At 29.2% G+C, this 24,708-nt stretch carries 26 protein-coding genes; 18 read left to right on the top strand and 8 right to left on the bottom strand.

From position 1 onward, the window contains the following. Positions 1-4: 4 nt before the first annotated feature. From MOV42_RS09470 to MOV42_RS09480, 3 genes are all read right to left on the bottom strand, one after another. Positions 5-1,570, bottom strand: coding sequence for a DmsC/YnfH family molybdoenzyme membrane anchor subunit (locus MOV42_RS09470; RefSeq protein WP_324170952.1), 1,566 nt, complete (start codon positions 1,568-1,570; stop codon positions 5-7). A 79-nt stretch (positions 1,571-1,649) separates the two neighbouring features. Beyond that, on the bottom strand, positions 1,650-2,426 hold the full coding sequence (locus MOV42_RS09475; protein WP_324170953.1) for a CheR family methyltransferase: 777 nt from the start codon (positions 2,424-2,426) through the stop codon (positions 1,650-1,652). Beyond that, positions 2,426-3,025 carry a chemotaxis protein CheB gene (locus MOV42_RS09480; RefSeq protein WP_324170954.1) on the bottom strand — a complete coding sequence of 200 codons (600 nt, stop codon included), beginning with the start codon at positions 3,023-3,025 and terminating at the stop codon, positions 2,426-2,428. The genes MOV42_RS09475 and MOV42_RS09480 overlap by 1 nt, the downstream gene beginning before the upstream one ends. Positions 3,026-3,128: 103 nt before the next feature. Between MOV42_RS09480 and MOV42_RS09485 the strand changes: the two genes are divergently transcribed. Together MOV42_RS09485 and MOV42_RS09490 are read left to right on the top strand one after the other, a co-directional pair. Then, entirely contained in the window at positions 3,129-4,409 is a 1,281-nt protein-coding gene (locus MOV42_RS09485; RefSeq protein WP_324170955.1) for an MFS transporter, read from the top strand. Between the two features lie 60 nt (positions 4,410-4,469). Then, entirely contained in the window at positions 4,470-5,183 is a 714-nt protein-coding gene (locus MOV42_RS09490; RefSeq protein ID WP_324170956.1) for an FKBP-type peptidyl-prolyl cis-trans isomerase, read from the top strand. Here MOV42_RS09490 and MOV42_RS09495 read toward each other — a convergent pair. Then, positions 5,176-6,375: a class I SAM-dependent rRNA methyltransferase gene (locus MOV42_RS09495; RefSeq protein ID WP_324170957.1), complete on the bottom strand. Its 1,200-nt coding sequence runs from the start codon at positions 6,373-6,375 to the stop codon at positions 5,176-5,178. The two genes, MOV42_RS09490 and MOV42_RS09495, sit on opposite strands and share 8 nt — an antisense overlap. Positions 6,376-6,447: 72 nt before the next feature. Between MOV42_RS09495 and MOV42_RS09500 the strand changes: the two genes are divergently transcribed. The 5 genes from MOV42_RS09500 to MOV42_RS09520 are packed head-to-tail and all read left to right on the top strand — an operon-like array spanning position 6,448 to position 13,433. Next, the gene (locus MOV42_RS09500; RefSeq protein WP_324170958.1) at positions 6,448-8,085 is read left to right on the top strand and encodes a protein kinase domain-containing protein; all 1,638 of its coding nucleotides are present in this window, start codon (positions 6,448-6,450) and stop codon (positions 8,083-8,085) included. 5 nt (positions 8,086-8,090) lie between these two features. Next, positions 8,091-9,407 (top strand): hypothetical protein, encoded by a 1,317-nt coding sequence (locus MOV42_RS09505; RefSeq protein WP_324170959.1) that lies wholly within the window; start codon positions 8,091-8,093, stop codon positions 9,405-9,407. Between the two features lie 2 nt (positions 9,408-9,409). Then, a complete protein-coding gene (locus MOV42_RS09510) occupies positions 9,410-10,501 on the top strand; it encodes a trypsin-like peptidase domain-containing protein (protein WP_324170960.1) in 1,092 nt (363 codons plus the stop codon). Beyond that, positions 10,498-12,450 carry a M3 family metallopeptidase gene (locus tag MOV42_RS09515; RefSeq protein ID WP_324170961.1) on the top strand — a complete coding sequence of 651 codons (1,953 nt, stop codon included), beginning with the start codon at positions 10,498-10,500 and terminating at the stop codon, positions 12,448-12,450. The genes MOV42_RS09510 and MOV42_RS09515 overlap by 4 nt, the downstream gene beginning before the upstream one ends. Before the next feature lie 53 nt (positions 12,451-12,503). Then, positions 12,504-13,433 (top strand): endonuclease/exonuclease/phosphatase family protein, encoded by a 930-nt coding sequence (locus MOV42_RS09520; RefSeq protein WP_324170962.1) that lies wholly within the window; start codon positions 12,504-12,506, stop codon positions 13,431-13,433. Here MOV42_RS09520 and MOV42_RS09525 read toward each other — a convergent pair. From MOV42_RS09525 to MOV42_RS09540, 4 genes are all read right to left on the bottom strand, one after another. Then, the gene (locus MOV42_RS09525; RefSeq protein WP_324170963.1) at positions 13,414-14,076 is read right to left on the bottom strand and encodes a uracil-DNA glycosylase; all 663 of its coding nucleotides are present in this window, start codon (positions 14,074-14,076) and stop codon (positions 13,414-13,416) included. The two genes, MOV42_RS09520 and MOV42_RS09525, sit on opposite strands and share 20 nt — an antisense overlap. Continuing rightward, entirely contained in the window at positions 14,076-14,474 is a 399-nt protein-coding gene (locus tag MOV42_RS09530; protein ID WP_324173020.1) for a hypothetical protein, read from the bottom strand. Before MOV42_RS09530 ends, MOV42_RS09525 begins: the two co-directional genes overlap by 1 nt. Positions 14,475-15,169: 695 nt before the next feature. Continuing rightward, a complete protein-coding gene (locus MOV42_RS09535) occupies positions 15,170-15,886 on the bottom strand; it encodes a restriction endonuclease (RefSeq protein ID WP_324170964.1) in 717 nt (238 codons plus the stop codon). Continuing rightward, positions 15,886-16,134: a hypothetical protein gene (locus tag MOV42_RS09540; RefSeq protein WP_324170965.1), complete on the bottom strand. Its 249-nt coding sequence runs from the start codon at positions 16,132-16,134 to the stop codon at positions 15,886-15,888. Before MOV42_RS09540 ends, MOV42_RS09535 begins: the two co-directional genes overlap by 1 nt. Before the next feature lie 170 nt (positions 16,135-16,304). On the opposite strand from MOV42_RS09540, the gene MOV42_RS09545 reads away from it, so the two are divergent. The 11 genes from MOV42_RS09545 (at position 16,305) to MOV42_RS09595 (ending at position 24,645) form a co-directional block, all read left to right on the top strand. Continuing rightward, positions 16,305-16,544 (top strand): hypothetical protein, encoded by a 240-nt coding sequence (locus tag MOV42_RS09545; protein WP_324170966.1) that lies wholly within the window; start codon positions 16,305-16,307, stop codon positions 16,542-16,544. After that, on the top strand, positions 16,541-16,735 hold the full coding sequence (locus MOV42_RS09550; RefSeq protein WP_324170967.1) for a hypothetical protein: 195 nt from the start codon (positions 16,541-16,543) through the stop codon (positions 16,733-16,735). Before MOV42_RS09545 ends, MOV42_RS09550 begins: the two co-directional genes overlap by 4 nt. Before the next feature lie 394 nt (positions 16,736-17,129). Continuing rightward, complete coding sequence (locus MOV42_RS09555; RefSeq protein WP_321777800.1) at positions 17,130-17,474, top strand: hypothetical protein; 345 nt, start codon at positions 17,130-17,132, stop codon at positions 17,472-17,474. Positions 17,475-17,703: 229 nt separating this feature from the next. Beyond that, positions 17,704-17,934 carry a hypothetical protein gene (locus MOV42_RS09560; RefSeq protein WP_324170968.1) on the top strand — a complete coding sequence of 77 codons (231 nt, stop codon included), beginning with the start codon at positions 17,704-17,706 and terminating at the stop codon, positions 17,932-17,934. 9 nt (positions 17,935-17,943) lie between these two features. Continuing rightward, on the top strand, positions 17,944-18,219 hold the full coding sequence (locus MOV42_RS09565) for a hypothetical protein (RefSeq protein WP_324170969.1): 276 nt from the start codon (positions 17,944-17,946) through the stop codon (positions 18,217-18,219). A 2-nt stretch (positions 18,220-18,221) separates the two neighbouring features. Next, complete coding sequence (locus MOV42_RS09570) at positions 18,222-18,473, top strand: hypothetical protein (RefSeq protein ID WP_324170970.1); 252 nt, start codon at positions 18,222-18,224, stop codon at positions 18,471-18,473. A 157-nt stretch (positions 18,474-18,630) separates the two neighbouring features. Further along, positions 18,631-18,936, top strand: coding sequence for a hypothetical protein (locus MOV42_RS09575; protein ID WP_324170971.1), 306 nt, complete (start codon positions 18,631-18,633; stop codon positions 18,934-18,936). Positions 18,937-19,063: 127 nt separating this feature from the next. After that, positions 19,064-20,032 (top strand): hypothetical protein, encoded by a 969-nt coding sequence (locus MOV42_RS09580; protein ID WP_324170972.1) that lies wholly within the window; start codon positions 19,064-19,066, stop codon positions 20,030-20,032. Then, the gene (locus MOV42_RS09585) at positions 20,029-21,648 is read left to right on the top strand and encodes a hypothetical protein (RefSeq protein WP_324170973.1); all 1,620 of its coding nucleotides are present in this window, start codon (positions 20,029-20,031) and stop codon (positions 21,646-21,648) included. The genes MOV42_RS09580 and MOV42_RS09585 overlap by 4 nt, the downstream gene beginning before the upstream one ends. A 248-nt stretch (positions 21,649-21,896) precedes the next feature. Further along, on the top strand, positions 21,897-23,138 hold the full coding sequence (locus tag MOV42_RS09590; RefSeq protein ID WP_324170974.1) for a zonular occludens toxin domain-containing protein: 1,242 nt from the start codon (positions 21,897-21,899) through the stop codon (positions 23,136-23,138). A 112-nt stretch (positions 23,139-23,250) separates the two neighbouring features. Then, positions 23,251-24,645 (top strand): hypothetical protein, encoded by a 1,395-nt coding sequence (locus MOV42_RS09595; RefSeq protein ID WP_324170975.1) that lies wholly within the window; start codon positions 23,251-23,253, stop codon positions 24,643-24,645. The last annotated feature ends 63 nt before the right edge of the window (positions 24,646-24,708 follow it).

The raw sequence follows: 24,708 nt of genomic DNA on the forward strand, positions 1-24,708 counted from the left end.
TTTATTACCTCTGTTTTCCTACAAAAAATCCTCCAGCCATTCCTAATGGAACAACAGTTGTATAAAATAAAAATCTATCACTAAGTTCACTTAGTATCATCAGAATAATACTTATTCCTAATACAACACTAAGCCCTGAAAATATTGACGAACTTAAAAGTACATTTATTATTAAAGGAAGAAAGAAACCTGAAATAACTAAACAAACAAAGCGAAAGTTGATAATCTTTTTAAAATTTTCATCATACAATCTTGCTGTTCTTAAAAGCTGATACTTATTTTCTTTGATACTTTTTAATGTTCTTAAATCTTCATAACTAAAAAATATTTGTGCAACCACGCCAAGCATTCCTAAAGATATTAAAGGAAGAGCAACAGAAGTAAAATCAAGAATTAAAGCGACAAAAGCAAGTAAAAACATTCCAATATAACTAACACCAAAAAACTTCAAATTTGTTGTTATTCTATTCCAAGATGGTCGTGCTTTAATGCGATAAATCATACTCTGAGCATAAATGCCAAAGATTCCAATAACTAAAGTTATAAACTCTACAAAGAGTCGCACACTTTGTGAAATATCTAATAAATATAAAATTACAATAATATTCATTAATGCTGTAAAAACTCCAAGAGCTAATTCCTCACGAGATAACCATGATGTTTTTATATTTTTCATTGCTGTTAGTGCTAAAAAAGGACGACCAAGATGCAGAGCAGATAAAGGGAGACCAAGGGCTGAGGGAAGCATAACTACAAGAGCCATAATAAAATTAGGCTGTGTAAATCCAAAAAGACTTAACATATCACCTAAAAATAAAGCAAAAAATCCACCAAGAGATATTTGAGTTAAAACTGTCATAAAAACCAAAGGGAGTTCAGAATGAGCAGGTTTAAGGATATACTCATCCATCTGTTTTAAAGTTGGTAAATCTTTTGGTAGTGTATACCTAGTTGTTGATTTAGTAATATTAGCATCTGGTAAGAATGGCATATTCGCCTCTTTAAGCATATCTTCATCTAGCCATTTTTTTACATTCACAACTTCTATTTCTATCGCTCCAGATGGACAAGCTTGTACACAGGCAGGAGTTTGTCCAACATTTAAACGCTCATGACACATATGACATTTAGTAACAATTTTTCTCTCTTCATGAAATGTTGGAACACCATAAGGACAATTCCAAGTACAGTATTGGCAACCAATACAAGTCTCATCTTTATGAACAACAATACCTGTCTCTTCTATCTTAATATACGAAGAAGTAGGACAGCCTTTTAAACATTCTGGATCTATACAATGGTTACAGCTCATTGAGTTAAAAAGTTGAGTAAAGGAAGGGAATTCTCCTCCTTCCATCTCTCCAACTCTTCTCCACTTTGTATCTGCTGGATTATTATTTTGCTCATTACAAGCGACTTCACAACATCTACAGCCAATACAAGCAGTTGCATCGAAATGAAACCTATATTGCTCACCTTTTTGGAGTTTAGGAATATCAATACTATAATTTCCACACTGCATACCTGTGTCAGCTTTATGATATATAAAACTCTCTAATGGTGTTTGCATCTAATCTCCATTTTATTTATAGGCAAATTATACACCATATAAAACATCAATATATACAGTTTATTGATTAATCTTTTAGCTAGAATAAATCAGCATGACCAAAAAATATCTCTTGATTATCATTTTTTCTCATACTTTCTAAAATATTTTTTGCTTTATTTTTTGTCTCTTTATCGAAGTAAATCAACATATTTCTTGATAAAATATAATCAAATTTTCCTAGCTTTTTAAAAGATTCATCAAATAAATTTGCTAATTTAAAAGTTACAAGATTTTTAATACTAGCATTTAAAATATATGAGTCATTATTAACATCAAAATATTTATCTATTATTTTTGATGAAAGTTTTTTAATATTTCTCTCTTTATAAATACCCTTTGTTGCTTTTTGTAAGGCATCATTATTTATGTCTATTCCTAAAATTTTAAACTTTTTAGAACTCACTCCTGACTCAAGCAAAGCTATTGCAATACTATAAGGTTCTTCTCCAGTTGCCGATGGGGCACAAAGTATTTTAACCTCTTGTTCACTAGTTTTTACAGTATTTACCAATTTTTCAATTTGTGCAAATTCTCGATAAAAAAATGTTTCATTAGTAGTTAAACAATCTATAAGTTCTTGTTTTATATTTTTATCTGTGCTTATCCTATTTAGTAATTTTGTAAAAGAGTTAATATCTCTTTGTTTACAAAAAATCATAACCTTATTTTTTAAAATATCAATTTGCTTATCAAAATCAACACCCGTTTCATTTTTAAAATATCTCGCTATTATAGTGACATCAACATAGTCTGTTGGTTCTTGAACTTCTACATTTATTTGTTTTTCTTTTACTTTTTTAAAAAAATTAAACATTATAAACAAAATTCCTTTATTTTTTTCGTTATATTTTCTATATCCATAATATGAATATCTTTTACTTCTGCTCTAGCTCTACTTGGCATACCATCAACTATTGCACTATTTTCACTCTCTGTTAATGTATAATGACCTTTTAAACTAAGTGCTTGACAAGCATCTACCCCATCTCGACCAATACCTGTTAATATGACACAGAATATCTCAATATTCTCAGAGATATTTACAAAAGAATTAAATACTTTATTTATATCTGGATTAAAATCTGTCATATGCAAGAGTTCTTTTTTTATAAAAAATATACCTTGATTATCTTTTTCTAATTTTATGTCACCACAACATGTGTATATCTTTCCAACTTGTAAATATTCATTATTTTGTGCAACTGATATCGTATTCTCACTATATGTCTGTAACTGTTTAGAAAAACTGCTCATGAAGCCACTAGTCATATGCTGCGCAATAACAATAGCACTATCATTAAGTATCGAAAGTTCTTTTATGATTTTTTCTATTTGTCCAGGTCCACCAGTTGATGCACCTATAAGGAGAATTTTACGGGGGATAGAATGTTTCATTTTTTTAGAGTTAATCATATTTTTACCTCATCTATCAGTACAAATATTATAGCACATAATCTAAAATATTTATTTTTTATATTATAATTCACTTTTCAATTTAATTATTAGGAGTTTTTTTATGGCAGGTTTTAAAGATTTAAAAGGACAAGGACATACTCCAACATTACTTATGTCGTTCTTGTATTTTGATATGAGTTTTATGGTTTGGACTATGCTTGGTCCACTTAGTACAGAAATAACTGAAGCATTAGCGCTTGGTGGTCACATAATGACAGCAGGCGAAAAAGCAACTCTACTTTCACTTCCTATACTCTCTGGTGCAATTTTAAGAATAGTCCTTGGATTTGGAGTTGATAAACTAGGTGCCAAAATGACAGCCTTAATCTCACAAGCTATTGTTATTGCTTCTCTACTAACAGCATTTTTTATGGGAGACAACATTACTTATAATGCCTTACTTATGGTAGCTTTAGGGCTTGGTTTTGCAGGAGCTTCGTTTGCAGTTGCACTTCCACAAGCTGGTCAATGGTATCCACCAAAACTTCAAGGTGTAGTTTTAGGAATTGCTGGAGCTGGAAATATTGGTGTAGTGATTGATTTTCTTTTTGCCCCAAAAATTGCAGAAATATGGGGTTGGTCATCTGTTTTTGGTGTAGGTGCGGCAATGTCAATTATTGTTATTATCGCTTATGCTTTTATGGCAAAAGATGCCCCTTCTGATATTTATACTGCTAGACCTAAAAAAATAAAAGATTATATAAAACTTTTAGGTGATAAAGACACATGGTGGTTTTCATTCTTTTATGCTATTAGTTTTGGTGGCTTTGTAGGTTTTGCAGGATATATGAAAGTTTACCTAATGAATACTTACAGCGTTGATATGTCTACATTTGGTTTAGAGATGCTAGATGAAGAAAATGTAAAGGTAATAGCTGGATATTTTGGTGCTTTTTGTATTTTTTCCGGTGCCGTACTTCGCCCTGTTGGTGGAAATATTGCAGATAAAATAGGTGGAGTAAAATCACTTTACTTCTTTTATGGTGCAGTTGCTATTTTAGTAACTATAAGTGCTTTAGTTTCATTACCTTTTTATATCGCGATTTTAGTGCTATTTTTAATTATGGCTAACTTAGGTATGGCAAATGGTGCAGTTTTTCAACTAGTGCCACAAAGATTTGGAAAAGATATTGGTATTATGACCGGACTTGTCGGTTGTGCTGGTGGACTTGGTGGAACAGCTCTTATAAAAACTCTTGGGTGGAGTAAAGGTGCTTTTGATGGCTATACAGCAGGATTTTTAATCTTTGCTTGTGTTGTTTTAGTTGCTATTATGGGACTAAGCTTAGTGAAAACTAGATGGAGAACAACTTGGGGGTTTAAATCTGGCGGTAGAATCTAGCTTTAAAGTTCATTTATTATCTATCGCTATAATTGCCTTAAATTAAATAAAAGGCGATAGATGAATACAAAAATTCTAATACTTACGATATCTTCAGCACTACTTTTAACTGCTTGTTTTGACACAAAAAAAGAAGTTAAAAAACCAGATGTTACATCACTAAAAACTCAAAAAGAAAAAGCAGCTTATGTTATTGGTACTCAGCTTGGAAAACAACTGATGATTTCTAAAGATGATATAAACCTAGATGCTATGAAACTTGGTATGAAAGATGTTTTTTCAGGAACAAAATCTAGGCTTAGTGACGACGAAATTCGTAAAACAATGGAAACATTTACCAAAGCAAAACAAAAAAGAGAAGTTGCAATGGTAGATAAATTTTCAAACCTTAACATAAAAGAAGGAAAAGCATATCTTCAAGCTAACAAGAAAAAAGATGGTGTAATAACTCTTGAAAGTGGACTTCAATACAGCGTAATCAAAAAAGGAACAGGAAAATCTCCAAAACTAACAGATACGGTAGTAACTCACTATCATGGAACTTTAATTGATGGAACTGTTTTTGATAGCTCTTATGATAGAGGTGAAACTGTAAGTTTCCCTGTAAATGCTGTTATAAAAGGTTGGACAGAAGCTTTACAAAAAATGAAAGTTGGAAGTAAATGGCATCTAGTTATTCCAGCAGAACTAGCTTATGGAAAAAGAGGGGCACCCCCTAGCATAGGTCCAGATGCTACACTTGTTTTTGATGTTGAACTATTAGAAATTAAGTAAGTTTTTTTATAAAAACAACTTTTAAATAGTTGCCCTCTTTAAACTTTGGATTTACTCTAAAGTCTTGTGCAAGAGAAAAACTCTCTTGCACTTGAAATCTTCCTCTTAACTCTTTAAACGCTCTTGAAATAAAATCTCTAAAAGTCATCATCGAAAAATTTGCAGAATTAGTAGATGCTACTATAATCCCATTTTTAGAAGTTATTTGTATAGCTTCTTTTAAAAGTTTTACATAATCTTTTGAAGCAGAAAATGTATGTTTTTTACTTCTTGCAAAACTTGGTGGGTCAAGCACAACTAAATCAAAAGATAACTTTTTTCGTACAGCATATTTAAAATAATTAAACACATCTTCTACAATAATATCTTGTGCAGATGCGTCTATGTTGTTTATGCTAAATTGCTCTGTAGTTTTAGGCAAACTTCTTTTTGCTAAGTCAACACTTGTTGTTTTGCTTGCTCCTCCAAGAGATGCAAATACTGAAAAAGCTCCCGTATATGAGAATGTATTTAGAGTTGTTTTTCCTTTTGCATATTTATCTCGCAGGGTTTTTCTAACTTCTCTTTGGTCTAAAAAAACACCAACCATTGCACCATCATCTAAATGAATTGCAAAATTAACATCATTTTCTTTAACTATTAAAGGAGTAGATGCTTTTGCCCCACAAACAAAATCATCTGAATCATCAAGATATTTTCCCTTAGTGTCAAACCTCTTTTTTTGATAGATGCCCTTATATTTCACTACTTCTTTAAGTGCTTTTAATATCTCTTGTTTAAATACATAGATGCCCTCAGAATACCAAGTAAGCAGATAATATCCATCAAAATAATCAATACTTAAGCCACCAACGCCATCTCCTTCAGCATTAAAAACTCTAAAAGCTGTTGTTGATTTATCGGAGAAAAAATCTTCTCTATATTTTATAGCATCTATAAATTTTTTTTCAAAAAAAGAACTATCTATTTTTTCATCTTTTTTTAAAGATAAAATCCAACCGTATCCTTTATTTTGAATGCCATAATAAGCTTGCGCAATAAACTTTTTCTTAGCATCTACTAAGTTAAATATTTGACCTTGTTCTTTTAATGTATCTAGGTTTGAGATAGACTCTTTAGATAAAAGTGGATATCCATCTTTGTAACTTTGTATAAATTCTGATTTTACGATTAAATCTATGTTTTGACTCATATTTATGCAACCTTCTAAGAAATTATAGTATAAATTTTGATAAAATATTTCATACTAAAATAAAAGAGATTTATGCCATCTTCAAATATTAAAACATCTGGTTTTTCACTTGCAAAAAGAAGAGAACTAAAAGGTGATGACTTTTACGATACAAAGACCATAGGTGATTTAACCATAGCAATAGTCTGTGATGGAGTTGGAAGTGCTAGTGAAGGTGCAGTTGCGGCTTCAAGGGTTACAAGCTATCTTATGAATAATTTTAAAATTCGTCCTAAAACATGGAGCATAGAGAAATCAATAAAAACTTTTATTCACTCTATAAATTCTATTCTTTACCAAGAGTCTATGCTAAATTATGAGCGACCTGAATTAGTTACAACCCTATGTATCATAGTTATTCAAGGTAATAAACTTTATGGTGCAAATGTTGGGGATTCAAGAGTATATTTACATAGAAATAAAAAACTAAATCAACTATCCTATGACCACGCAATGGAGGAAAAAGGTTATGAAAATGTACTTACTCAAGCAATTGGTATAGATAAAGAAGTTGAACCCTACTATTTTGAAAATATTATTCAAACTGATGATAGTCTTTTACTTTGTAGTGATGGACTTTATAATGTTTTAACTCAAGAAACACTTGAGGTTGGTATCTTAAATGGGGCTTCTTTTTTAGTAAAAAAAGCTTCTAAATTAGTTAAAGACAACCTTCCTGATGATACCACAGCAGTAGTGGTTAAAATTCTTAAAGCCAACGATTTCCAACTCTTAAAACAACAAAACATGCCAATCCCAAAAAGTTTAAAAAAAGGACAGATAGTTGATGAGTACAAGCTAGAAAAATCTCTTATTGAAAATGGAAGAACTTGGCTTTGTAGTAAAAAAACAAAACAATATGTTATAAAATTTGCTCCTATTGAAGCTATCGATGATGAAATTGCATTAGATATTTTCGTTAAAGAGGCTTGGAATGCAAAAAGATTAAAAGCAGAATTTTTTCCAAAAGCAGTTATTCCAAAAAATAGAACTTATCGCTACTATGTAATGCAACTTTTTAAAGGTGAAGATTTAGACAACTATTTATCTATTAAAAAAATAACTATTGATGATACTATTGCTTTAGCAACTACACTTTTAAAAATGTCACAGTTTTTATTGAACTATGACTTAATTCACGGAGATATAAAGCCTCCAAATATAATGATTTCAAAAGACGAAAATGAAAGTCTAGAATTTAGAATTATTGATTTTGGAAGTATTACGGAGATATTTTCACATGCGACTAAAGCAGGAACACCTAGTTTTCTTTCTCCTCAAAGGTTTGAAGACGAAGCCATAAATGAATCAAGTGAGATTTTTTCCATAGGTGTTACAATATACCTCGCTTTAACTAGTAAATATCCATATGGAGAAATAGAACCTTTTCAATCACCTACATTTAAAGAAGCTAAAAAACCAAGCTTGTATAATAGCAACATACCAAACTGGTTAGACAGTGTAATTTTACGCTCAATAGCACTAGATAAAGACAGAAGGTATGAACATTATTCTGAAATGGAGTATGAGTTAAAAAACCCAACAAAAGTAAAACCTTTCTTTGCTAAAAATGCCACACTAATGGAACGCTCACCATTGGCTTTTTATAAGGCTGGTTTCATTATAATGACACTCTTAAATATTATCTTACTTATATGGATGGACTCATAATAAATATGAACTGGCTAAACTTTTTTTATAACAAAACTACGCATCTAAGACACTCTTTTGGAAGAGGTATAAACGCTTCTATATCTCCCAATGAAGAAGAACTTTTTGATAAATCTTATGAAGCATTTGAAAAAGGCAGGACTTTAAAGGCTTACGAATATTTTTTCAAATCTTTAGAGAATTTTTCAAATGAAAATTCAAACAACAATATTATTACAAAATTAAAGAGTGATAAACTAGAGTTTGAAATATTTCAGGGAAGTGCGAAAATAAGAGGTCACGTTACAAATGCAAAATTGTATGCTGAGGCAATTATTATCAATACTTCAGATGCTAAAGTGGCTTTAAAAAGATACATTCTACAAAGAAACTATCAACTCACATATGCATGTTACTTTAGTGATGATGATTTTATTAAACTAAAAATTTTTCAAGATAACATTACCGCTTCTCCACAAAAAATATTTTTTCCTTTAAGAGAGATTGCTCTAACTGCAGACTTTGACAAAGAGTTTATAAAAAGTGAATTTCCTAATATCACTTTGAAAGATGCAACGCATCTAGTTAAATTATCTCCAGAGGAGTTAAAGATAAAATATGACTTTTTACATCAATGGATAAATGAACTAGAAGCAAAACTATCAACTCTTCCGACAAATGATAATGCTGGAATGCAATCTTTTTTATACTTAAATTTTCTTTTTAAAATCGACTATTTACTTGTTCCAAAATGTGAGATATACCAAAAAATCAGTAAAAAAATACAACGCTATTTTAATGATGAAACCCTATCTCCTGAAGCAAAAAATGAAGAACTAAACAGATACATACAAAAACTAAAAGTTATGAAATTTGAAGACTTTAGTAGTAAGTTTTATAATGCAAAATATACTTTTAATCCTTTAGAAAAAAGTACACAAGAAGAAATAAATAATTTTATAAGTGAATCACTCATAAAAATAAGATGGTATAAAAACAATCGCTATAAGCAAATAATACCTAGCATCTACACTTATATACCTTTTAATATTTTGTATAACTATGGTCTAAATCCTGTAACTAAATCTCTTTTACATACACTAATCGAAATTCAAAACCCATCTTTTTTCAAGGCTCTTGATTATACTCCTCTTTATTTTGAAGAAAAAGACACCTTTGCTAAAAAAGCAATTATCGCTAGAGTAGATGAGGCTATACTTCCTAATCAAAGTCAATTTAAATCTTTAGAAACTTTTGGAGATAAACTAAACTTTTCTTCCATGAATGAACTTAGTAATAGCTATCTTCTTCAGCTAAAGCACTTAAATTTCGAGGAGATATAAAAATGAATACTCAAGATATACTAGATAAATATGTAGATAATATCATTCAAATTATGACTCCATACGGAACAGGCACAGGTTTTATAATAGATGACTTGATTATTACAAATTCTCATGTTGTGAGTGGATTAAAAGAAGTTGTAATCAGCTCAAAACTAATCAAAAGAACAATAGCTCAAGTTATATATGATGATGCGGATTATGATTTAGCTTTTATCCATATTGATTTTAAAGCATCTAGTAATCCTTTAAAACTATCTTTATCACCTGTAAAAGATGGTGATACAACTATTGCTATTGGCCATCCTTATGGGCTAAACTATACAGCTACAGAGGGGATAGTTTCAAAAGCATCTAGGCTTCAAGATGATTTAGAATATATTCAAATTGATGCAGCTATAAATCCAGGTAATAGTGGTGGACCTCTTTTAAATGTTGAAGGTGAAGTCACAGGGGTAAATACTTTTATTGTTCAAAATGCTAACAATTTAGGTTTTGCTCTTCCCTACTTTTATGTTGATGAAACAATACAAAATTTCAAAAATATTAAAGAAATAAATATTATAAAATGTCCCTCATGTAAAAATTTCATAAAAGAAAAAGAGATAAAAAATGATTACTGCTTTGAATGTGGCACAAAACTTCTAGTTGCAAAACAAAGAAGAAAAGGGTATAAACCTTCTGGAGCTACTAAACTTTTAGAAGAAATTCTATCAGATTTAGATGTTAATGTTACTCTTTCAAGACGCTCGCAAGCATCTTGGAGAGTACAAAGCGGTAGTGCGAGGGTAGAGATAAACTATTATGAGAATGGTATAATTATTGGAGACTCTAAACTGTGCCAAATTCCTAAAGATAAGATAAATGAGATCTATGATTATCTTTTAAGTCAAAATAAAAAATTATCATATTTACAGTTTTCAATAAATGAAAATACTATCTATCTTTCATACCTTATAGTAGATTCATCATTAACACTACAAGAAGGAAAAATTGCCTTTAAACGCTTGCTAGATTTATCTGATGAGTATGATGATATTCTGATAAACAAATATAACGCCATAAAATTAAAACGAGATGAGGAAGACGAATGAGTAGTAAATTTTTAAAATTTAATGTAGAACTAGATAGCTTTATAACAGATTTAGAAAAAAAAATTAAAACGAACAATGAGAGCATAGAAACATTTTTAAAACAAGAGCATAACACATATGCTTCTTTTGTAAAACCGATACAGATGCTAGAAGAAAAACTTGAACATTTTTTTACACCTTTATCGCATCTAAACTCTGTAAACAACTCAGATGAAACACAAAAAATTTATGCTGATTCTTTACCAATAATTACAGAATATTCTACAAATATATCTCAAAATATAGATATTTACAACGCTTATAACAAGATTCAACAAAATGAAAAAGAAACTTTAAACTTCGAGCAAAAAAAAGTTTTAGAGTTAAATATACTAAATTTCGAGTTAAGTGGTGCACACCTAGATGCAAAAGTAAAACAAAGACTTGGGGAGATAAATATAAAACTAAGTGAGCTCTCAAATAACTTCTCACAAAACCTTCTGGATGCTACTAATGATTATGAGTACATCATAGAAGATGAAGCTGATATAGAAGGAATTCCACAAAGCGATATTCAGAGTGCAAAATATGAGGAAGATTCTAAAACAAAATATAAGTTTACTCTTCAGATGCCATCATACATTGCCTATATGACTTACGGTAGAAATGCAAAAATAAGAGAATCTTTATACAAGGCTTATGTAACAAGAGCACCACAAAATGCAAAAATCATAGATGAATTACTAGCTCTAAAAAATGAAATGAGCAAAATATTAGGCTTTGATAATTATGCACAATACTCTATAAAAAGTAAAATGGCAACAGACGAAAAAAGCGTAGTAAACTTTCTGCAAACTTTAATAACAAAATCAATAGATCAAGCAAAAAATGAACTTCAAGAAGTTGAGAAAATGTCAGGCAAAACACTACAAAGTTTTGACAGTGCTTACTATAGCGAACTTCTTAAAAAAGAAAAATATGAAATAGATGAAGAGTTATATCGCCCATACTTTGAGCAAAACAGAGTTGTAACTGGAATGTTTGACTTTTTAAACAAACTATTTTCAATTGAATTTAAAAAAGTAGAAGAAAAACTTTGGGATGAAAAGGCTAGTTCTTATGACCTTTATCTTGATGGCAAATTAAAAGCAAGACTCTATCTTGATTTAGAAGCTAGAAAAACAAAAAGAGGTGGAGCGTGGATGCATAACTGGCAATCACATTGCTTAGATGAAGAAGGCAAAAAACAACTAGCATCTTCATTTATAGTTTGTAACTTTCCTCCATCTACTTCAGAGACTCCTTCTTTACTTCGACATGATGATGTTGTAACTCTTTTTCATGAGATGGGACATGCGATTCATCATATGTTAAGTAGTGTCAATGAGAATGAAGTTAGTGGGGTAAATGGAGTTGAATGGGATGCAGTTGAGTTCCCATCACAATTTTTGGAAAATTTTGCTTATGAACCAAGTGTTTTAAAACTTTTTGCTTCTCATCATGAAAGTGGTGAAATTATTTCAGATGAGATGATTCAAAAGCTTGTTAAAAGTAAAAACTTCTTATCGGCATCTGGAATGCTTAGACAATTAGAATTTTCTATTTTTGATTTTAAACTACACTCTAAAATATATAAAGGTGATGAAGTTCAAGCACTCTTAGATAACATAAGAGAAGAAACCGCTCTTATAAAAACACCAAGTTATAATAAGTTTCAAAATGGTTTTGCTCATATTTTTGCTGGTGGATATGCTGCTGGATATTATAGTTACAAATGGGCAGAGGTCTTAAGTGCAGATGCTTTTTTTAGTGTAGTTGATGAAGGAATATTTGATTCTAAAACTGCTAAAAAGTACCTTAATGTGGTACTTAATGGTGGTGGAGCAAAGAGTATGCAAAGCTATTTTGAAGAACTTATGGGACGAGAACCTGATCCGCAAAACTTATTAAGATTAAATGGCATTAATTAGTGAAACACCTCTTTGTTTTTCTTATATTAATCAGTTCATTATATGGAGATAGAATGTTCAAAGTTGCTACTTACAATGTTGAAAACCTTTTTGACTTAAATAAAAAAGGTTATAAACACAAAGAGTATAAAGCATTTACTCCATCTCTTTGGAACAAGAAAAACTATAAAATTAAACTGCAAAATATTGCAAAAGTCATCAAAGATATAGATGCTGACATCATAACACTTCAAGAAGTTCATTCACTAGATGCTTTAAAAGATTTGCGTTTAGAGCTTAAAAAAAATGGTTTATATTACCAATATTATAAAATTACAGATAATAAACCTACTGCTATTCATGTAGCATTTTTAAGTAAATTTCCTTTTGTTTATACAAAAGAATTAAAAGTCACTTCATCTTATAAATACAGAAATATCTTAGAAGCTAAACTAAATATAGATGGACAAAACTTATACCTATTTGCAAATCATTGGAAAGCTAAATCGGGACCTGAGAGTATGAGAATAACATCTGCTAAGGTTTTAAGAAATAGAGTTGCCCAAGTTGGATATGAAAAAAATATAATCTTACTAGGTGACTTTAACTCTGACTATGAAGAGTACATAAAATTTATACGCAAAAGAAGACACAACGATACAAATGGAAAAACAGGTATAAATCATGTGCTAAGAACCATAAAACAAGGTCATAATAGTTTTTATAACCTTTGGTACGATGCGAAAGAAAAAGATAGATACTCTTATATTTACAGAGGTAAAAAAGAGGCGCTTGATAATATTTTAATCTCACAATCACTTCTTATAAAAGATGGCATCTCTTACATAACAAGCTCTATAAAAAACCTAGATAAAAAATACCTATTTAAAAAGAAACAGATTTTCAGATGGCAAGTATCTCGTGCTAGAGTTCCTAAACATAAAGGTAAAGGTTACTCCGACCACTTACCAGTTATGGCAAAATTTAAGATAAACTCCAATTAATCTCTTTTTTAGAATGTTGCTTTAAATATTCGTTTGTTTTAGAAAATGGCTTTGAACCAAAGAATCCTCTATATGAAGATAATGGTGATGGATGTGGTGATTTTAATACTAGATGCTTACTCTCATCTATAAAAGAAGCTTTTTTGATAGAGGAGTTACCCCACAAGATAAAAACAATATTTTCAGACTTTAAAGATAATTCTTTGATTATAAAATCTGTAAAAATTTCCCAACCTTTTGCTTTGTGAGAATTTGCTTTTGCGCTTTGTACTGTTAAGACAGTGTTAATTAGTAAAACTCCTTCTTTAGCCCATGATGTTAGGTTTCCTGTTATTGGATATTTGCATCCCATATCTTCTACTAACTCTTTAAATATATTTTTTAGTGAAGGTGGTATTTTACATTTATCTCCAACAGAAAAAGCCAAACCATTTGCTTGATTTTCACCATGATAAGGGTCTTGCCCGATTATAACAACTTTTACTTTTGGAACTTCTATTAAATTAAATGCTCTATATATATCTTCTCGTTTTGGAAAAATTGTTTTTTCTTTATATTCTTTGTCAACAAATGATTCAAGTTTTTTAAAATAATCTTCTTGCATCTGTGCTTGTAGTAAGTTTGACCATGATTTACTTAACATTAAAAACTCTCTAAAGATAGATATATAAGAGGAAGATAAATTACTAAACCCATGTACAATATAAATTTGTTAATTGGTGCTAAGAGAGCCAAAGTCATCTCATCAGACAAATTTTCATCAATAAACACTTGTTTAATAAGTGAAATTTTTGTAATCATATCAAGTGATTTAATAAGTAATAGCGTAACTGCATAAATATTATAATCATTTAAAACCATAAACCCGATAGCAAAGTAAAATGTAGGATGCATAATCAAAAATAAGAATATACTTTTAGAATAATGCTGATACATTCGAGCTAACATACCCATAATAGTTTGGGCTTTTTGCCACTGCAACTCATATATTTCTAAAAATATAAACAGCAATATATAATTTAGTACAACTTCATTTATCATCAATTATGGTTCCATAGTTATTTTTTGTAAGTATAGCAAAATCATTTGTAAAGTGGTGGACAAGGAGAGATTCGAAAAAACCTTACCCTGTTTAGTTCTTTTTTAGCCACTTTCTAACTCTCTTTTACTTTGTGTTATACTTCCGCTGTTACAAGCATTGTCTCTTCTTTTGGCTTATGGGTGTTAAAGGGATATTTGGATTTAGAGGGTATCTCCAAAGAAAGGAGACACGATGTGAAGTTATTTCTTATACTAGTGGTTTTAATGGTTCTAGCCCAACCGTTATATTAAAATAGGGAGCTTTCGCTCTCTTCCACTTGTGTAATTGTAACATATTTTTATTAATTTTATAAAATGATGATTTTTGACATATTCTTTTTACTATGATATACTTTTGTTTACTGTGCAAGGTAACTCCTTATAAAGGTGTAATTAATTACTATACTTTTTTTTGGAAGATTAAGGTTAGGACTTCGGTCTTAGCCTTTTTTTTTGCTTTTTTTTTAGCAAGTGGTGTTAGGTGTGGGATTAGGATTTCAAGATAGGAGTTTATTTTGCACAATAAGCTGATAGTAGCCTTTTTAGTTTTTATGGTGTTTACACCCTCTTTATACTAATCAAAACAGAGGGATTAATTACCCCTCTGACTACTATTTTTTTATCTACAAAATCTTATAATTTAAATTCTCTTAATTTTAATCTATCATTGGAATTATTCTAAACTCTACTACATCACTATTGTCTTGTATATAGTGATATCCACTTCCATGTAATACATTTTCAGACATTATATATATTATTTTAGTTTTGTACATTTCATATAATGGGTATTTTTCTTTATAATCTTGTACATCTTGCCTTGTTACTTTTATTTCTTTATCTCTTACTTTATTTGAGCTATTGGCACTCCAATTTTTACACTGTATAAATAATATTTCTTTATCTTTTTTAGCAATGATATCTATACCGTAATCTTTTACGCCATTATCTTTTCCATGCTCTGCAATTGTATGTCCTTGTTCTCTAAAGTGTTTTGCAATAAAGAGTTCATATTCATCGCCTTTTTCTTTTTTCTCTTTATCTGTCATTTTCTTTGTTTTAATGACATTTTTTTTATTTACTTGATCCTTTATCTTTTTACTATTTTTTAAACCTTCTACAACATCTATAAATTCAAAGTCATTTTTTATTTTTTCATTCCAATGTATATAATTAACACCCATATATACACCCTCTTTAGCACCCTTGTCTATTCCAAGTTTAGTAGCTTTCCAACCTTTATCATCTGACTTGGTTGCCCACTTTAACAGTTCTAAAACTTCATGAAGTTGTTTTGATGTGATTTTAAAATATTCTCTTATTTCTTTAGCTTTTAAATATATTATTTTATTTTCATTTTCTTCTTTTTTCATTATATTCCCATTTCTGCTAATTCTGCCATTATTAAATAATAAAATTTCTTTTTTTTATTATCGGGTAGTTTTTTTAATTCTTTTACTATTTCTTTTACTAAATTATTATCATTATTTAGATTTATATCTTTTTCATTATTATAAAAATTTTTAATTATAAATTTATATAGTTTGGGTCTTCCATCTTCCCATTTACTAAATGTTTTATAATCAAGTTCCAATTCTCTAGTTATTTCTGATTTATTCATCTTTATTACCTATTTATATAATTATTTTATATCAAAATTACTTATTTATTCATATCTAACTCATTATTACTTAATTTTAAACTGCACTTAAGTTAATATGATATATAATTTAAATATTAATAAGTCGTAGTTACCTAATTAAGTAACTACTACATACTAGGAGTGACAAAATGCAAGTAAATTTCTCAAAAATTCAAAGACCGACTCTGTTCCAAGAGTTCTTCGACAAATTGATTACATACTCTAATGAAGTAATAGAGTATATACATACATCTACTATAAATCTAGTCACTCCTACTCATCGCAAAACTGCGATAACTCTTATGAATATTATCAAAAAGAACATTAAACATTCATATACACAAGTTAAAGCGGTTTTAGTAAATTTGTTTAAGAGGATTTTAAAATGACTAGATTAAAAAAGTTAAAAAAAAAGTTAGAAGATATTAGTTTAGAGATTGAAAAATTAGTAGATGAAAAAGAAAGTTTAGAAGACAGTTCTCCTGGTACAAGAGAATATCAAAAATATTTCATGTTAGTCAGATGTGAAGTTAAATCTAAACAAAAACTTATTAAAAAATTTAATAGGGTTTTAAAATGAAAAATTATGTCATTCAAAAATCAGTTTTATTCGATAATTCTGTTCCTTGTATAAATTGTTTCAATAAACAGACAAATATTGTTCATATGAAAAAAATAACGAAAGTATCTAAAAAATTTGACAAACCGCAATCACATAATGGTATATCAAGTTTGATATAAGTCGGGGATGTCCAAGAGCAATAGTTAGAACTCTTTAAAAGCTAATCTTCCTTTCTCGGTCACTCCTGAAAGGGTCAAAAAAAATAGAGTGATATTTAGTTGAGTATTTAGAGCATAAAAATTGTAGTGAATAGTAGGGTTATTTTTCCCTTATAAACTCTTTCTTTATGTTCTAAAAACTTAATTATTGATAGTGATTAAGTAAATTTAAATATTCACTAAGGAGTGACATCATGACAACACATTTAATAGGACAACTACTAGAAGTTAAACCTTCAGAGTACACAAACAAGAAGACTGATAAAGTTTCATATAGTACAGATTTAACAGTTATGTTTGACGGTATAGATGAAGAAGGTTTTCGCAAAGTATCGGTAGAAACTGTAAATACAGATGAAGAATACTATGAAGAACTAAAAGGTTCTATCGGTAAATTTATTGCTTTAGCTTATCATTCAAGTATCGACCAATGGGGGCAAAAGTTTTATGCTGACCGTTCAATGGCTGTTCTAACTTTAGATAAAAATCCTCTTGACTATTCAAAGTTTAAGAGAGTTGAATCAAAAGACAAGAAATAAACAATGTCAATTAGTAGTCTAAGAAACCTAAATTTTTCTATTGCGATACATTTATCAGATTTTAAAAAGTGTAAAGATGAAAAAAACAAGAAAGAAAATTGAGGCACTCCTAGACATACTAAGAACAAAAAGAGGTAATAACCTTCAAAATCCCGTCAAAGCAAAGCGATAGGGACACCAAACGATAGTGCGGTAGTAACTCAAATAAAATTAGTAAAGGATAAATAAAATGAGTATATTTAGCTCAAGTGCTTGTGAAGATGTTTCAAGCGATTTTAATAAGAATTTCGCAAGACCTAAAAAGAAGAAAGATATGTCTCATTTAAAAGAGCAAATTTCTGATTTAAAGGCTTCTTATCAAGAGGCAAAAGAAGATGGCGATTATATGGACGCAAAGGTTATAGCTGAAGAGTTATGTTCTAAAGAAAAAAAGTTAATTAGTCTTATTGACGGATATTAAGGAATTACTATGATTTTGACATTAAATGATTTTGACATATTAAGATTTAAACTTTCAAAGCTCTTGAAACTAAAAGAAAAAAGAGTTACAGATATACATATCTATTGTGATAATAAAGTAGGTGTTCAAACCTTCCCTTTCGGTTTAGTAAAGTTTGATTCTTTAAAAGAGATAGAAGATGATTACAATAAATTCTATTCAGATGAAGAAATCCCAAAACGCTTAAAACTGGTCTGCGATGAAAATGACGCTTGTAAACCCAGTGTAAAAAATACAAAGGATTGATTATGCCTAAAATAATTCAATCACATTCTTTCTCAGTTGAGAATCAAAACCAAGCTGAAAAAATCGTTAGAGTAGGTTTAGTTCTAGCTTCTGCTTCTACTATGGCTTTAGCAGCTGACCCTGCTTGGTATACAACTATGATGACTACTTTAACTTGGATTGGTGCCTCTGTTGGTGCTGTTTTAAGTATTGTCATAGGTATTAGATTGGCTCCACTTGCTTGGATTCATATTAAGCGTGTGTTGTATCGTTAAAAATATGACTCAGATTGATTTGACAGCTTATTTTATAGTTGCAAGTGTAATTTTATCTTTAAGAGCTTCATTTTTTGGAGCTTTTTTTATAGAGCAAATTATTAAAAAAGCTTAACAAGGGGATTTTTTTCTCCTTTTGTTAAAGAAGGATTTAAAAGTGAAAATTATTTTTTTAGTTACATTTTTATTATTAAGTTCTTTATCTTCTGATTATCTTTACAATCAAGAAAACAGATGTGTACAAAGTTATTATGTAAAGGGTGGAAATCTTTATTATCTTAGAAGTGGAGAATTAAGCTGGAGAGTTACAACTGAAAAAAATTCTGTAAGTATGTCAAATGGATATATTTTTAATCCTACTACTAAAAAATGCTTTCCTGATAATATTTCTAAAGTTAAAGAATTTATAAATGTTTCTATAGGCGTAATTATTACTATCTTAATTATTTGGTCTTTAACATGATTGATATTATTCAGTTCAATATTACAAATTCTGCAATTGTAAATGAAATATTCAATGTTTGTTTCACTGTTTTTTTATATGTAATACCTGTAAAGATGATTTCAGATATTTTAAAAAGGGCTTCAAAATGGTTTTAAAATTTCTTCTATCTTTAATTTTTTCTATTAATTTGTTTGCATTTCAAATCGCTCCTTCTACTATTGATTTAAGAGCATTAACTATTTTAGTATCTGAAGAACTAGGTAAAAATATTTTACTTAGTATAGATATAAAAAATCTTAATGTAGATATATATTTTCCTAATAATATAGAAAACAAAGTTCTTTTTGATTTTTATAGAAGAGCTTTATTATCTAAGGGTTTGTATCTCAATAGGTACGATGGTTATTATGCTGTTGAGAAAAAAGAAAAAAAAGTAATAGTTGTCACTAATAAAAAAAATATTAAGTTAGAACTTACAATTATTGAAATGGACAATGACAAATTTAGAGAATTAGGTTTTAAATCAAATGCGGACTCAACTTTTAAAAGTATTTTTAATATAGGTAGCGTATTTACTAAAACTACAACTTTTGGAGCTTTTTTTGATTTACAATCAACTTTAAAACTATTAGAAACAAATGACATCATTAATATTATTTCAAATCCTACTGTCTTAGTAAAAAATAAAGAAACTTCTACAATGATTATAGGCGATACAGTCTCTGTCTTAACAAGTTCAATCTCAGACGATAATGCAAATAATAAAGTTCGTAATACTTATAAGCAACAAGATATAGGTTTAAAAATCGTAGCTACACCTACAATAAGAAAAGATGGAAAGATAGATGTTTCTGTATCTTTAAATATGGAAAATTTGAAAGATTATTCAGAAGGTCTGATAGCTACAACAAAAAGAGTAATTAATAGTAATTTTTCTATTAAAAGCGGAGAAACAATAAAAATAGGTGGTTTGATTCATAATTACAATTTAAAGAAGACTCATAGATTACCTATTTTAGGTTATATCCCTGTTGTAGAATATTTATTTATGTATGAAAGTGAAAAAACGATAAATAATACTCTTTCAATTTTGATAAAAGTGACTATATTATGAGAATAATAACTCTCCTACTATATAGTTTATTATTTTCTTCTTCATTATTTTCTTCTTATTTTATTACTAATGAATGGCGTACTTCTACAAATGGAAATCATTATAATATTAAAGCTCAATACGATATAGAGGGTAAAAGGATTTGTGGTCCTGGTATTGGTTCTAATTCTGTAGTATTTAGTGGTTCGCAACTATCAACTATACGCTCTTTTATTATTGAATCGGATAGGTGGAATAAATTTAATTGTCCGAAAATAAATAATGGTAATAATTTGATAGGTGTTGTTTATAATTCTGCAATAAAACTGACTGCAAAAAAATCTCAAGGTTATTGTTCTTATAGTGATAATAGTTGGGGGTTTTTTGTTGATAGAACTTATCCAAAACGAGAGATATGCGAATATGATGGTAAATTGCCTCCAAAAACTTGTACTCCTCCACAAGTATGGAATACAGAAACCGAACAATGTGAGGCACCTCCTTGCAAAGATGAAGATACTATCCTGCCTGTTCCTCAAAACATGTGTTACGGTACTTTCAATAATGCTGATAAAGGCATTCGTTATGGAGAGTTATATTATCAAACTTGCGATAATACTTGTCGTGGTGTTTTTACAAGTTTTTACACATGTAATGAACTTATATTAGCTCATTTATCTTCTTGTTCATTAGAATCAAATACTTTAGAATTTTCATGTGTAGATATTGATGATGGAAACGGTGGAAAAATACCAAATTTGCAAAGAGCTGAGTGTGTACCTAAAAAAAAGATTAAAACTAATCCCTGTGATGATTTGTATAAAAACACACTCAGCTCTTGTAATATGGCTACACATATAGTTATTGGCTATCCAGAGTGTTCTCATAATGGTAAAAAAGTTACAAATGATACTATAAAGTGTGTAATACCTGATGATAATGAAAGGATAAAAAAACCTGATGATTGTAATACTAAATGGTATGAAAAATTTAATGAATCTACAAAAAAATGTGAGTGTCAAGATAATTATAAACGCAACAAATGGGGTGAGTGTTGGAAAAATCTTGATTCTAATTCCACAAAACCTGAAATTGATAAAGATAAAAAAGAACAAGACAAAAGCGGTAAAGAAAAAGAAAAAAATGAAGCCGATAAAAATGCTACAAAAAGAGCTCAAACATCAAATAAAAATATTGAAGATATCTTAAGTGGGATTCGTCTAGATTTAAATACTACTAATTCTTTATTGTCTAATATAAACGACAAAAATACTTCTTCTTCAAGTTCAAGTTCTTCTGGTGGTGGTAAAAGCGAGGATTCAAATACTTCTAAACCTTCTGATTCTGATTGTATGAGTAAGGGTTCTTTCAAAGAAATATTAGATTGCTATAAAGAAGCTTCTATGCCTGAAGATTTTTTTAAAACTCCAAAAGATTGGTATAAAAATAATAAATTAATTTTAGATATAGAATTAGGCTCCAATTGCAAATTAGAAACTTTTAAATGGACTATGTCGAATAAAGTTTTAGAATTTCCTCCTAGAGATTTTGTAACATCACTACCTCTTGAAAAAGTAGCAGGTTTTTTTATAGCTCTTTTATATATTGGTGGATTGCGAGATTTTTTAAAAACTTAAAGGTGGTTTAGAATGTTACATTTGATAGGTAAAGGTTTAGCTTTCACTTTATATTTAGCAATGCTTGTTAGTATTTTGGCTACTTTTAAAGTGATAATTGTTAATTATACTGATTTCACATCGTGGATTACACCCACTGTATGCTATTTTTTAACCAGGTTAAAAGTTGATTTTCTGATAGGTACTTCTATTTCTTTTGCTAGTGCTAATTGGTTAAAATCTAAAGTTGCTAAATATTGGACTAACTAATGATTAAGGCTATAATTGGTGCTGGCGGCTCAGGCAAGTCTATGTATTTCATTCGATATTTATTTGAGGAAGTAGATGTTTATGATGTTGAGATTATAGACGGTAAAGAAAAAGAGATTCATATAAAGAAGCCTATACATAGTTTATATGGTCGTTTGATTTTAAATATTAAAGGTTTTGATGAGAATTTATTTAGAGAATTTTCAGGTAATTCAGAAATTGAAATTATTCATGAATCGAAGCATTGGCATAAAAATGATATAGAAAGAATCTTTAGACAACAAGAAAAAGAAGATGATAAACCCGAAGATGATAGAGTCCCTACTCTTTTAATATATGATGAGTGTCAGTTTGGATTATCAACTTTTTCTCAAGCACAAGCTCTACTTCCTCAGAATGAATATATAGCTAATTTCATGTCGTTACATCGCCATTATGGACCTTGTGATATATTCTTAGCTACTCAAAGTGCAGATAAGATTCACGGTAAGTTTGTTGGAGATTTAGATGAGTTATATATTTCTTTAGAATCCAATCAGAAGTTAGACCCTGAAAATGATATAGTTTTTGATCAATATGATAAAGATGGTAGAACTATTATTTCAGGTGGACGCTCTAAAATAAAATTTAAGAAATTAGATAAGTTAAAAGCTGTAAATGGAGATGATTTTGCACCTTTTGAACTTTATACAAGTGGTGACTCAGGTAGAAGACCTGTAAAGCGTAAATCTTTTTGGGGTAAATATATTTACATTTTTGCTGCTTTACTCTCTTTTATTTTTATAGTTGCTTTTTTAGTTTTTTATAATTTATTTTCAAAAATGAATGAACAAACCTCCAATATTGTTATAAAAAAAGAAATATCTACATCTGCACAATCCCCTCATTCTTCACAAAACGAACTTGTTTTAAAAGAAGAAATTCACGAGGAAACTCAATTTGATAGATATTTAGAAGCACCATATCATAATATAGATGCACAAGTTTTATATAGGATATTTGTAAATAATAATATTTGTTATATAGGAAAACAAGTTGTACCTTTAGGGGTATTAAATAGATTATTAGATGAAAATGTAATTTACAAAATTACTGAGCAACGCATTACACCTACATCTAAATATATAAATGTATTGATCCATCAAAGTTTATTAAATTCTTATCAACTTATAAATAATTTTGACAATACAGCAGAAAATAAAGTCAATGGTAATTCTCGTAAGGTTGGAAATATACTATAGAAAGGTGACCAAACGAGCGAGCGAGCGACGTCAGGAGTGAGTGAGTGAGCAAGGTAGTCGCCCTTGGCTATCTATAAAAAGTTATCGTACAAAAATTAAAGGAGTGACAAAAATGAAAAATTATGGATTAAGTTCTTACCAAAGATATAAAGCTTTAAAAAAACTAGAGTTCAACAGAGACTATATGCTTAGTAACGGGATACAGCTAGATAATAAGATAATTCCTTTTGCTGATTTTGTATGTAACAGTTATACAAATTCTGATAGGTACATAGCTGAGTTACAGCATAGAGCTTGGTCGACTTACGACTATGCAAAAGAAAAAAACTTAAAAAATATATTTTTTTCTCTTACTCTTCCTTCTAAATGGCATCCAATGAAAACTATTAATTTCGGTAAAAAGAATGAAAAATTAGTATTTAATAAAAAATTTGGTGGTCGAAGAATTATTAAAGTTCACACTAAACAGAAAAATAAATATCATTTCTTAAATGCTCATGTAAAGCAAAACATTCCTTTCATTGAGCCTATATTAGATTATACAAATACAGTTGATAAATATTCTCCTCATAATGCTTCTAAAGAGTTGTCTAGGTTATTATCTGCAGGTTTATTTAATGAAAGAAGTTATAGAAAAATAGATAAAGAGCATAGATGTTATTTTAGAGTAACAGAACCTCACAAAGATGGTACACCTCATTTACATATAAGTTTATATGTTCCAGAAAATAAGGTTAATTCAATAGTAAAATCACTTAAGAGATGTTATCCTGCTCCTATGGGAGATATAGAAACAAATGTAAATAATCCTGTTTCTTACCTTATGAAATATGTTTTAAAAACTCTTGATGATTTGAGAGATAATCCCGAAAAAATAACAAATCTTACTTTGTGGTATCTGCATCATGGGATTAGTCGTTTTTATACTTCTCGTACTTTTATATCTTTGGAAGTGTATAGAAAACTTAATGGCATGTACACTTTAATAGACTTAACTAAAAAATACAAATCAAATGATATATGCATTTATGTTTATTCAGATACTAAAAAAATAGCACTCATAGAAAACGAATACGGCACTATCTATATTCCTAAACCTGTAAATTGGTATGATAAGTTAGTGGACACCGACCATACTTACTTAGAGGCTGAATTTGAACCTATTTATAAAGAGCAAAATAAATCAGTTAAACCAATACAGATAAAGATAGATGATGAAGATTACATAATCCATCAACACTCTTTAAAAGAACACAATCAACAAAACGAAAAACTCATTAAAAATAATAAAATTCCCTTATCTCTTGATGATATTCTTATAAAACCAAAGATTCAACCATATCAAATGAAAAATTATCAACTTTCACACTATTTTGAAAATATAAATATGGACAGTGTAAATCCTGCTCATTTCGCTGTTACATATAACTTAATGATAGAACGAGGCTTGATAGCGGGTGAGTTGCTGAAACCATCTAGTATGTATGAAGCTTTTGAGGTATTTTAAAATGAGAATAAGCAAATGCCCTATATGTCATAACGAATTTAAAGATTATAGTCTTTATAAACC

It is taken from the genome of Sulfurimonas sp. (assembly GCF_029027405.1).
Lineage (GTDB): Bacteria > Campylobacterota > Campylobacteria > Campylobacterales > Sulfurimonadaceae > Sulfurimonas.

Bases quoted from the DNA above. Each gene is read 5' to 3' on its own strand.
- MOV42_RS09520 (WP_324170962.1), top strand. From the start codon at position 12,504: ATGTTCAAAGTTGCTACTTACAATGTTGAAAACCTTTTTGACTTAAAT.
- MOV42_RS09540 (WP_324170965.1), bottom strand. From the start codon at position 16,134: ATGAATAAATCAGAAATAACTAGAGAATTGGAACTTGATTATAAAACA.
- MOV42_RS09525 (WP_324170963.1), bottom strand. From the start codon at position 14,076: ATGTTAAGTAAATCATGGTCAAACTTACTACAAGCACAGATGCAAGAA.
- MOV42_RS09585 (WP_324170973.1), top strand. From the start codon at position 20,029: ATGAGAATAATAACTCTCCTACTATATAGTTTATTATTTTCTTCTTCA.
- MOV42_RS09490 (WP_324170956.1), top strand. From the start codon at position 4,470: ATGAATACAAAAATTCTAATACTTACGATATCTTCAGCACTACTTTTA.
- MOV42_RS09565 (WP_324170969.1), top strand. From the start codon at position 17,944: ATGATTTTGACATTAAATGATTTTGACATATTAAGATTTAAACTTTCA.
- MOV42_RS09480 (WP_324170954.1), bottom strand. From the start codon at position 3,025: ATGATTAACTCTAAAAAAATGAAACATTCTATCCCCCGTAAAATTCTC.
- MOV42_RS09560 (WP_324170968.1), top strand. From the start codon at position 17,704: ATGAGTATATTTAGCTCAAGTGCTTGTGAAGATGTTTCAAGCGATTTT.
- MOV42_RS09485 (WP_324170955.1), top strand. From the start codon at position 3,129: ATGGCAGGTTTTAAAGATTTAAAAGGACAAGGACATACTCCAACATTA.
- MOV42_RS09500 (WP_324170958.1), top strand. From the start codon at position 6,448: ATGCCATCTTCAAATATTAAAACATCTGGTTTTTCACTTGCAAAAAGA.
- MOV42_RS09505 (WP_324170959.1), top strand. From the start codon at position 8,091: ATGAACTGGCTAAACTTTTTTTATAACAAAACTACGCATCTAAGACAC.
- MOV42_RS09530 (WP_324173020.1), bottom strand. From the start codon at position 14,474: ATGATAAATGAAGTTGTACTAAATTATATATTGCTGTTTATATTTTTA.
- MOV42_RS09515 (WP_324170961.1), top strand. From the start codon at position 10,498: ATGAGTAGTAAATTTTTAAAATTTAATGTAGAACTAGATAGCTTTATA.
- MOV42_RS09550 (WP_324170967.1), top strand. From the start codon at position 16,541: ATGACTAGATTAAAAAAGTTAAAAAAAAAGTTAGAAGATATTAGTTTA.
- MOV42_RS09595 (WP_324170975.1), top strand. From the start codon at position 23,251: ATGAAAAATTATGGATTAAGTTCTTACCAAAGATATAAAGCTTTAAAA.
- MOV42_RS09570 (WP_324170970.1), top strand. From the start codon at position 18,222: ATGCCTAAAATAATTCAATCACATTCTTTCTCAGTTGAGAATCAAAAC.
- MOV42_RS09495 (WP_324170957.1), bottom strand. From the start codon at position 6,375: ATGAGTCAAAACATAGATTTAATCGTAAAATCAGAATTTATACAAAGT.
- MOV42_RS09590 (WP_324170974.1), top strand. From the start codon at position 21,897: ATGATTAAGGCTATAATTGGTGCTGGCGGCTCAGGCAAGTCTATGTAT.
- MOV42_RS09545 (WP_324170966.1), top strand. From the start codon at position 16,305: ATGCAAGTAAATTTCTCAAAAATTCAAAGACCGACTCTGTTCCAAGAG.
- MOV42_RS09510 (WP_324170960.1), top strand. From the start codon at position 9,410: ATGAATACTCAAGATATACTAGATAAATATGTAGATAATATCATTCAA.
- MOV42_RS09580 (WP_324170972.1), top strand. From the start codon at position 19,064: ATGGTTTTAAAATTTCTTCTATCTTTAATTTTTTCTATTAATTTGTTT.
- MOV42_RS09535 (WP_324170964.1), bottom strand. From the start codon at position 15,886: ATGAAAAAAGAAGAAAATGAAAATAAAATAATATATTTAAAAGCTAAA.
- MOV42_RS09555 (WP_321777800.1), top strand. From the start codon at position 17,130: ATGACAACACATTTAATAGGACAACTACTAGAAGTTAAACCTTCAGAG.
- MOV42_RS09475 (WP_324170953.1), bottom strand. From the start codon at position 2,426: ATGTTTAATTTTTTTAAAAAAGTAAAAGAAAAACAAATAAATGTAGAA.
- MOV42_RS09470 (WP_324170952.1), bottom strand. From the start codon at position 1,570: ATGCAAACACCATTAGAGAGTTTTATATATCATAAAGCTGACACAGGT.